This window comes from Cyanobium sp. N5-Cardenillas (assembly GCF_024345515.1).
GTDB lineage: Bacteria > Cyanobacteriota > Cyanobacteriia > PCC-6307 > Cyanobiaceae > Cyanobium.
The window spans coordinates 1-8,984 of the sequence record NZ_JAGQBG010000126.1; the positions used below are offsets into that span (position 1 = coordinate 1).

An 8,984-nucleotide genomic window follows, 5' to 3' on the forward strand; every position below is an offset into this window, starting at 1 on the left:
GCCCTCTCCGGCCCCCATCACACCCACCACCGCGCGCCTACTACTCCTGCCACCTCCGGGCACCAGCCCCGCTGGCTCGTCATGTCATCGGTCCAACCCTGGCAGCGGCGGGTGAGGTGCTCGCCATGGGCCAGCAGGCCCTGGTGCAACTGGCAGGTGAGCACCGGGATGCAGTTCACTCCCGCGTGGTGGCGAAACCAGTGGCAAGTCATGCAGACTTTGCCGCTGCGGCTGGTCACCAGCACCTCCTCATCGAGATAGGGCCACTCCTCGATGGGCCCATCGAAGGAGCCGCTGCCTTCCGGCATGGAGCAACGCAGATGACCCACCATGCAACTTCCTGATGCGTACAGGTGTACTAGCGCGGATAATCCGTGCCGGCTGTGGTGCTGATTGCCTCCAGCCCCGATGGATGAAGCTCCGTGATTCAGCCGGGGTTTGACGTGTCGCCCCGGCCATCACTGCCCCTCCGGTTGCGGTCTCGAGAGGGGGGGGCTTGACTGGCGCAACTAGCTGGAGGCCAGGGAGAGGACAGGACAAACGAGGGAAGAACAGGGCAAACACCAGTTATTAACCGGCGCAACTAAACAGCTCACCGAGTGAGCCATGCACACTGAGATTTTTGCATCAACCCTGCAGAAGTCATGTTTATTTAGATCAGAAGCGGAAGCTGGTCTTCACCAGTCCGCCCAGCTGCCGGAACGTGGTGCCTGGCGTGGTGTCCTGCCCCAGGGGCCGGCTCAGGTAGAAGAGGGCCGGCGTCACACTGATGTTGTCGGTGACCTGCCATTGGTACCACCACTCCCAGACGAAGTTGCCGTCCTGGGGTGTCTGGCCGCCTGTCAGGGTCGTGGCGAAGATGGGCTGACCCACCGCCATGCCGAGGGCGTTGCCTTTGATGAAGGCGTCGTCCCACTGCAGGCCCACCATCCACGACTGGCTGGTGCGCAGGGCCCCGGGCGCATGGGCGGTGTCGTAGCTGGTGCCGTTGATGCCCCAGCCGAGACTGATCGAGGGAATCCAGCCGGAGTTGGCCGGCTGCCAGTAGCCGCTGACGCCGAAGGCATCGGTGCGGCTGTTGGGGTTGGCCTCGAAGGTGAGCCCCGTGAAGGGGGTGGTGCCGGGCACCCCCACGCCCGACTGGATGCGGGAGTAGATCGCCGCCAGCCCCCACTGCTCCTTGGCGTAGCCGATCTGCACGGTGCCGGTGCCGGCCGAGGCCACGGTGCCGATGCCGCCGATGTTGGGATCGCCCACGTCGCCGTTGGCCGCCACATAGTTGGCGCTGATGCTGAAGCCGCCCTGCTGCCACCACAGGCCGGCCCCCGGGCCGAGGTTCTTGTTGTAGGCCGCCGGGGCACCGTTGAGGGTGAACAGGTTGAGGATGGTGTCGGAGGGGTAGGCGCTCGGCCAGAGGGCGAGCATGTCCTCCTGGCCCACCCGGCCGCCGAAGGTTGCGGTGAACTGGCTGCCGATCGGGAACTGGTAGAAGAACTTGTCGATCCCCACCACATCGCCACAGTCGGCGGGGCCACCGCAGTCTTCCTGGAAGGCCACCTCCAGGGTGGAGAGCCCACTGGTGGGGCCGGCGCCGCCGAAGGCGGAATCGGCGAAGTTGCCGGCCCTCAGGATCGTGCGCAGCAGGTCCTTGCCGCTGAAGCTGGTGTCGAAGCTCAGCTGGATGTCGTAGCTGAAGGTGGTGCCTCCCACGGAGGCCCTGGCCCCGTCGACGGCAAGGGTGTCGCTGCCCGAGAAGGCATTCGCCCCGATCACGAAAGTGGCCTGGCCGCTCAGCTTCGAGGTGGTGGAGAACTGGGTGGCTTCGAGCTCGCCCACCTTGGCCTCCAGGCCATCCACACGGCCGCGCAGCACGGCGAGTTCCTTCTCGAACTCGGCCATCAGGCGCTTCAGCTCGTCGGTCACCTCGGTGATCCGGTCGAGACAGGCGTTGAGCAGGGCCGCCGCTTCATAGCGGGTCATGGCCTGGCCGCCCTTGTAGGTGCCGTTCGGGTAGCCGGCGACGCAGCCGTAGCGCTCGATCAGGTTGGAGAGGGCCTGATAGGCCCAGTCTGTCGGCTTGACGTCGGAGAACTGGTTGATGCTGGTGACCTGCTCCTGGCTCTGGCCCGCCGCACTCCTGGCGTAGCGGTTGACGGTCTCCAAGTTGAGCTCAGCGGCCTGTACTGTCACAGGAGCAAGCAGACCAAGGGCCGCGGGAGCAACCTGCAGTTGCTGGAAGAGTTTCATAGGAATGTTATTCACAAGAGGAGCAGTAAACGAAGGGACGGAAATAAAACGGGAGGAGACTGACAACGATTCTCAGGCTTACAACAATTCTCAGGCCGTAGACAGTATCTGGGTCATCGAGTCTTATTGGGAGCTATCAGAGACCAGCCCATTCCTTGGGGAGGACATTGGCAATTAGGGTAAAGCCGCCTTTTTTGTCAGGCTTTACAATGTATGCGATACCTTGAGGATCAGGATAGATCCCGGTGGCTGATTCAAAAATGTCGTCATGGCCAACAATTACAACGTTGCTCCCAAGCGGAGGAGTTTCGGTTAATAGCGGTGTGACGTTCTTCTTCATCAATGCAACTAAGTCATCTGTGTAATCTTCGTAGGGAAGAAAATTCAGTCTTGAATCCTTTTTGTCTACCCGGCCGAATGCAAGATTTGCTGTTTGCCAGGAGCGGCAGAATTCGCTTGTGATCACCTTACTTACTGGGATGCCCTTATTTGTAAAGGCAGCACCGATATCACGGGCGTCCTGAATTCCTTGCTTACTTAGCTTGCGCTGGGTGGCGCAATCACCAAGGCTCATGTTGGGATCAGCCTGATCTGCGTAGTCACGCACAGTCTGAGCATGACGGAAATAGATCACATAGCCTCCACTCTTAAGAGCGTTCAGTAGGGCTGAACCTGTGAGCTTGTCCTTGAAATCTGCATTTGCCTTCTCGCCCGGGGATAGTGCCTGGGAAACAAGAGTTCTTGATCCGCCATCATCAGCCCATAGACTACCTGCGATGGCAGACGAAGCGAACAATGTGTTGCACTGGGTCAGCCCGAGCGAGAGAGAGGCGATGAGGCAGAGATTATGCTTTGAAAAATGCATCAACGTCAGATAGTTTTAGAAATGATGCCGATAGAGCACAAGCTCTTGGCAACCCCCTAGAGAGAGTTGCCCAACGGTACTGAAACAACAAAATCAGCCTGTGCGGATCTTTGCCATTCGATGTGTCTTTTGTTGCATATCGATGTTCGCGTGAGACTCATCTGGGGTCAGGGAATCAGTACTGACCAAGCAAAAGCAGCTCCTATTCCGATCCAAATACCGGAACAGATACGTCTACCGTTGTCCTGCTGTGCAGAGACGAGATAGCGTGATCCTGCGGTAACCAATAGAAGCATTTCTCCCTGCCCCAACAACAAGCCAAAGAAATAGGCATACAGCGGCGTAGGTTCAGCTCCCACGTCTGTGCTGCCGAGCAGATAACCGTGAAGCGCGATGGCACGTGTCAGTGTCGCCGCAGGCAACTTGCCCAAGGCAAGGAGACTTGACAGCACAAGGCTGAGCGAGAAGGGGCCTCGGCGAATTGTGTCACGGATTGATTAGCGGTACGACCTGGGCCACAACGCTTCCCAGCAGTCCCGAGGCAAGCACGGGTAAGACTCAGGCTAGGGGGTCACATCAGTTTCAAGAAGCCAACGAGGAAAAGGAACTGCAGATGGTCAGGCCCGAGTAAGGGGTGGCCGATGCTGTTCACGAACCCCATCCAGGGGCTGAGCTCAGCGCCCTCGGCCATGCCGAAGGGTGGTAGGCCAAAGCGGGGGCGTCGATCTAGGGGACATGCATCATAGGCCGTTGACAACCATCGGGAAAGCCGAGCGTCTCGCCATCACCCATCGAGGTAAATTTAGTTGTAGCGGCGGCCATTCAGACGGGCTGAGGGAGGGTCAAAGTTGGGCTGATGGCCCCATAACAGCCCGGTGCATATCTTCACAATGCCCAACCAGGTTGGGTTGGGCTGCCAAGAACAACTTCAGGGGGGTGGGGATGGGAGAGAAATTTATGTTGGCGAGGAAGCCGTAGATCGCGGCATCGGCGCTGGTGGGCCGAGGACCGTGGACGAACCCCTCCTGCGGCACGCGGCGGGCGAGCAGGGCCAAATCGTCCAATCCACGGGCATAGGCGGCATCGGGCTCGAAGCGACCAATGCCCTGGGCGGCATAGCGCTGGAAGTTGTACTGCCGCGCCTTGTCCAGGCACCCCACATCGAGACTGGGGTGCTCCGCTAGCAGGGCATCACGGAAGGCAGGCCAGAAGCGCTCATCCTTCCAGCGCGAGAAGGACATCACCCAGTAGAGATCATCGAGCAAGCGCGAGAACAACAGGTTCTCATCCCGTTCGGTCGCGGTCAGCTCCGCATCGATCGTCAACTGCCGGCTGGCCGTGAGGTGGGCCAGGATCGAGCCGCTGTCGCCAACAGCCACCCCGTCGTCATCGATGTAAGGCAACTGGCCGCGGGGTGCGGTCGAGGCGTCGAAGAGGTGCTCATGCTGGAAGGGAACGCCAGCGAGTTTCAGAAAGGCGAACACCTTGAGGCCGTAGCCGTTGTTGTCGGCCACGCCGAACAAAGGCGGATAGGAGTAAAGCGTCAGCATCGGGTCCCAGAGGGGTGCGGTGCTGGCATCATGGCCGCTATCTACCAGCCAGGCCGCAGGCTAGCTGTGTCGTCCCACCAGATTGTCCAGCTAACAAAGGTGTGTGAGGTCTCCAGGGTCGGGGTATCACAGTCCTTCCCAGGACCTCGCCCCATGCGTAGCCGCCCCAATGCCCCACTGACCCTGATCAGTCGGCACCACGTTGAGGGCGTAACGCTCATGCCCAATGCGGTTGAAGCCTGACACAGCCAGAGACGCGATCACAGGTGGTGGAGGTGCTTCCGTTCAGGCGGGCAAACGGACCTGACGGGTTTTCGAAGCATCCGACGCATCCTGAGGCGGAGGCTCGATCCGGAGCATCTGCAGTAGGCCATAGAGCTCAGGCACCAGCGTTGAGCCGAGAGTGGCGGAGGTGAGTCGCCCTCGGGTGGGGGGGGCCTCCCTCAACAGCAGAAGGCTCGCCGAGTAGCCCTGCTCCTGCCCCTCCTGCACCGGACCGCTCGGACACCCCGGACACGGGGGCTCTGCCCACCTCTCAATGCTTGTGCTGTATGAGAGGGGAGGGGCCATCAATTGTCTGATGAGGGGGTGTTCGCCCCTGTCCGGCCAGTCCGGGTGAGGTGGGGACTGGGGAGAGGGGGGTCGCACTGCCCTGTCAGCACCCTGTCCGGGCAGGGCCTACAGGGGATCGACGCCATTGCGGTCAGGGTCGAGGGAATCGCGTGCTCGCGTCACTGGCTACGTGCTCGGGGGAAGTGAGAGCGACGGTTGGTGCTGATCCAACATCTCATCAACTGCCGAGACGTGGCAGCAGCAGTCCTGAGCGCTTCTTGTAGGCGGCAAATTCGGGATAGCGGGAGAGCGATTGGTCCTTGCGACGCATATTGGGCAGAAACACACCGACGATGAAACCTGCCAGCACGGCGTAGGGAAGCCAGTGCATCGCCAGCAACGCGAACGACAGGTAAATGAGGATTTCGCCCAGGTAATTGGTGTTACGGCATCGCGCGAAGAAGCCTTCGCTGATCAGGCCCTGGTGGTATCGCAGGGTGAAGTGCTTCTGCGCATCGCTGCCGTAGTGCAAGAAGACTCCCAGGATGTTGAGGGCCACCGCCGCCGCGATCAGGGGTGCCGGGGGCATGGCGCCAGAAGAGATCAGCAGAAACGGTGCCAGCCAGTAGAGGCCCAGCATCAAGAAGACCGCCACCGCCATCGGCAGACCCACCTCACGCTCCCACTGGCGGTCGGGATAGAGGCGATCCTTGAACAACCAGAGGATCCCGTAGATTCCGTGCAGGGCCAGGTAGATCCATGGGCCCATGGATCCGTTGTGGAACACGGCCATCAGGCCCAGCACCACAGGGGCCGTAAGGCCCTTATGGAGGTTGATCACCTGTCTGATCTGCATGGGTCACCCGCTGGGGACAGGACGAAGAGTCCGATACGGAACGCAGGATGTCCAGCGCCTTCATCACTCTGGCCCAAAAGGGTGCAGATTTTTCAGAGGGGCCCTAGCGCCTGCAGTTGCGTTGACCCGGAAGCGACTGCTCCCCCCCCCCAGGAACCAGCCTTACTCCTCCTCGTCGGTCCCGCCGACAGGAATCAGCCGGATCTGCTTGCGACCCAGCTTGATCTCGAACTCATCGCCGGGCCTGAAATCCAGCATGGCGGTGTAGGCATTGCCTACCAGGAGGTTACCGTTGCCCTGCACCGTGGCGACGTAGCTCAAGCGGCGGCCTCCCCTGCCTTTGCCTTTGCCGCCACTGTCGCCGAGGCTGAAGCCCTTGGCCTCCAGCAGAGCCTCATAGAAGGCGGTGAAGTTCAGACGTTCACCACCGTCCTTCTTGGTGCTCAAGTAGCCGGCGGCTCGCACCAGATCGGATTTGGAGGCATCGGCAAGCTCTTTGACTTTGGCGAGGAGATCGGATCCTGTGAGAGCCATGTTGCGAGAGAGAACTTTCCCGTAAGGTAGCGCGTGGGCTGGTAGGCGCCAGATCGGATCGGTGCTGCTCGCTGTGACTTGGGGATGATCTTGGATGGCGCTTGAGGTGATTCCCCCCGAGAACGACGCTCTTCAACGTGGCAGTCTTGGGAAGGATTGCCCCACTCATTGGGCTGGGCACAGGGATGAAGTGCTCGGGGGCATGTGGATTGAGGTCAGTCGGTCGGTCATGGACTCCGCAGCGCCAGTATTGCGCGCTAGGGGTAAGTGGTTGGGGGCGGGTGGTGCTGACTGGAGCCCCAGGAGGGCGCGGGGACAACCTCAGTGGTAAACCATCGGTGCCGATTTCCCCCCGAGCCCGTTGGACTGTTGCCTCAATGGCATGGGGTTTCTCCACCTGCGTGGAAACTCGCTGGAGCCGTCCAAGAGCTGCCCTATCCACAGGCTCGCCTGGATGAGGCGCTCAGCGCCGTCGGCGGCGATCACCTGGATCGTCTTGCGGTCATTGATCGCCACCATGGCGAGCCTGGTCTTGAACTTGGGCCTTTGGGTGTGGCGTTTGCTCATCGGTGGGAGCCCCCTCTCAAGGGCAGTGCCCCGACTCTGAGGTGAACGATGGGGCCTGTCCAGGAAATCCAGACCACCTCAGTGTCAGTGTGCTGATAGCGATACGGGAGCCGCATCAACTTTCAATATCAAATAGTAGAAAACTATTTAGAAGGGATTTCGACGCTGCTGCTCACCGTCACTCTGGTCGCCCTGGAGCTCAGTGTGTCCCGCGACCTCCGCCATCGTGGTAAGTCACGCCACCCTCACCCGCTGCTACACACATCCGGGTGATGCTACCAGCGGTGTTCCAAGCTGCCGCCACTCCAGGTCTGCCGTTCATGCCAAACCGTGCTCACCGAGCAGCAGGAGGCCCGGCCCGTCACTCGCCCGAGGCCCATGTTCGAAGTCATAGGATGCAGGCGATGAAGCACCAACTCATCAGAATAGTGTCCACCTGCTGCTGACCCATTCCAGCAGCCTGACAAACTGATGCTGCCGATGCAGGTCGATGGTGATGCCGGAGCCCGATCCTCGCCGCATCCGGCTCGCTGAGATGCGGGAGAGGCTTCTGGCCCTAGGCAAGGAGATCGAGCTTGAGCCGTTCGGGTCTGCGGCACGTGACCCACTGGTGAATCGTTTCGCCGACCTGCTTGCCTTGATGCTTGAATTGCGGCAAGAGCTGGAATGAATCTGAGACTTCTCTGCATCTACAGAGCCTGCCAGACTGCTCCCTCGGCATTACATAGAGCTGCTCGAATCAGCACATGTCTATTTCTTGCAACTTCCATGCTCTATCCATTTACAAAGTTGGCCGGCAGAATGGTAGTATAGTCGACATTTCTGATGCCTGGCAAGCAGGTATCCCATGATCAGCGGATCGATCCGCCATAGAACATCGGTTGAAGCAACTGTGCATGATTGGCTTTGCCCTCAACAGCTTAGATGCTCACATCCTAAAGTAGCCCAATTTTGCTCTCGCCCTAGCGGATTGGATGACAGGGTCCATTCACGGGGACAGCAGGACTCCGCTGAGAATCCTGCATAAGTCACGGACGTTGAGGGATGGGTAGAGTTAAAATCGAAGCTTTGATCCCCACCCCGGAATGCACCGCCCTTTCCCTCCCTACGTCGGCGATGCTGCAAACCGCCAAAAGTCCCAGATGATGAGCACTTCATGGCAGCCTTCAGACGAACAGATGAACATCGAAATTGCTCCTGCGTATGAAGAAATCCGTGATCGGATCCGCAAGCTGCAGGCTGTAACTGGCTGTCCAGACACATACATCACTGTGCTCCTTGAATTCATCGCCGCCGACTACTGCAGTTAGTCCAGTGCCAATTTTTGGCATAACGCAATCCAGCGATTCCAGAGCCGGATCCCCTCCGGAGGCGCAGAAAGGCCCTATGTCAGCGGCCCCTCTGCCTAGCGATCCGAGTGAGCAGGCGGTGCAAGATCAAGGACATGGTGGCAGTGCTGTAGGGGGGCATTAGCCTCCACCACTCACCGTCATTCATCTGGTCCCATAACGGGTCTAGACTCAAATTGTCAGCTCTGCAGCGGGCCAGCGGCGCCTCCACCACGGCATGGATCGCAGTTTGATACCCATGAGAGAACAACTACGCCAAGTCGTTCAACGGCCCACTTCATGGATGAGTTCCTCAGCACTGAGTTGTTCCCGACAGCTCTGAGGCGTAACTTCCTGTCGATAGGCAGTCAACGCAAGGAATCAAGAAACAAGCATTCTCAGACCGCACCCATCTCTCCGGGGGCGTACGCTCCTCGGACTGGCTTAATAGGGAGCTGCCGAATGGCCCCAAATACCTCCTCCAA

Annotated in this window: 10 protein-coding genes; 2 read left to right on the forward strand and 8 right to left on the reverse strand. The window is 59.8% G+C overall.

The genetic code is table 11. The features are described from left to right. Positions 1–17 precede the first annotated feature (17 nt). The 8 genes from KBZ04_RS10730 to KBZ04_RS10765 form a co-directional block, all read right to left on the reverse strand. Positions 18–308 carry a galactose oxidase gene (locus KBZ04_RS10730; protein ID WP_254991921.1) on the reverse strand — a complete coding sequence of 97 codons (291 nt, stop codon included), beginning with the start codon at positions 306–308 and terminating at the stop codon, positions 18–20. Between the two features lie 349 nt (positions 309–657). Further along, on the reverse strand, positions 658–2,247 hold the full coding sequence (locus KBZ04_RS10735; protein WP_254991922.1) for an iron uptake porin: 1,590 nt from the start codon (positions 2,245–2,247) through the stop codon (positions 658–660). A 136-nt stretch (positions 2,248–2,383) separates the two neighbouring features. After that, the gene (locus KBZ04_RS10740; protein ID WP_254991923.1) at positions 2,384–3,112 is read right to left on the reverse strand and encodes a histidine phosphatase family protein; all 729 of its coding nucleotides are present in this window, start codon (positions 3,110–3,112) and stop codon (positions 2,384–2,386) included. 167 nt (positions 3,113–3,279) lie between these two features. Next, positions 3,280–3,543 carry a hypothetical protein gene (locus KBZ04_RS10745; protein WP_254991924.1) on the reverse strand — a complete coding sequence of 88 codons (264 nt, stop codon included), beginning with the start codon at positions 3,541–3,543 and terminating at the stop codon, positions 3,280–3,282. 411 nt (positions 3,544–3,954) lie between these two features. Then, positions 3,955–4,662: a glutathione S-transferase C-terminal domain-containing protein gene (locus KBZ04_RS10750; protein ID WP_254991925.1), complete on the reverse strand. Its 708-nt coding sequence runs from the start codon at positions 4,660–4,662 to the stop codon at positions 3,955–3,957. Positions 4,663–5,452: 790 nt separating this feature from the next. After that, on the reverse strand, positions 5,453–6,055 hold the full coding sequence (locus KBZ04_RS10755) for a methyltransferase family protein (RefSeq protein ID WP_254991926.1): 603 nt from the start codon (positions 6,053–6,055) through the stop codon (positions 5,453–5,455). A 177-nt stretch (positions 6,056–6,232) separates the two neighbouring features. Continuing rightward, entirely contained in the window at positions 6,233–6,604 is a 372-nt protein-coding gene (locus KBZ04_RS10760; RefSeq protein ID WP_254991927.1) for an AbrB family transcriptional regulator, read from the reverse strand. 321 nt (positions 6,605–6,925) lie between these two features. Then, positions 6,926–7,171, reverse strand: coding sequence for a hypothetical protein (locus KBZ04_RS10765; protein WP_254991928.1), 246 nt, complete (start codon positions 7,169–7,171; stop codon positions 6,926–6,928). A gap of 496 nt (positions 7,172–7,667) precedes the next feature. Here KBZ04_RS10765 and KBZ04_RS10770 point away from each other — a divergent pair, with 496 nt between their 5' ends. After that, complete coding sequence (locus KBZ04_RS10770) at positions 7,668–7,841, forward strand: hypothetical protein (protein WP_254991929.1); 174 nt, start codon at positions 7,668–7,670, stop codon at positions 7,839–7,841. A 415-nt stretch (positions 7,842–8,256) separates the two neighbouring features. Next, positions 8,257–8,481, forward strand: coding sequence for a hypothetical protein (locus tag KBZ04_RS10775; RefSeq protein ID WP_254991930.1), 225 nt, complete (start codon positions 8,257–8,259; stop codon positions 8,479–8,481). The last annotated feature ends 503 nt before the right edge of the window (positions 8,482–8,984 follow it).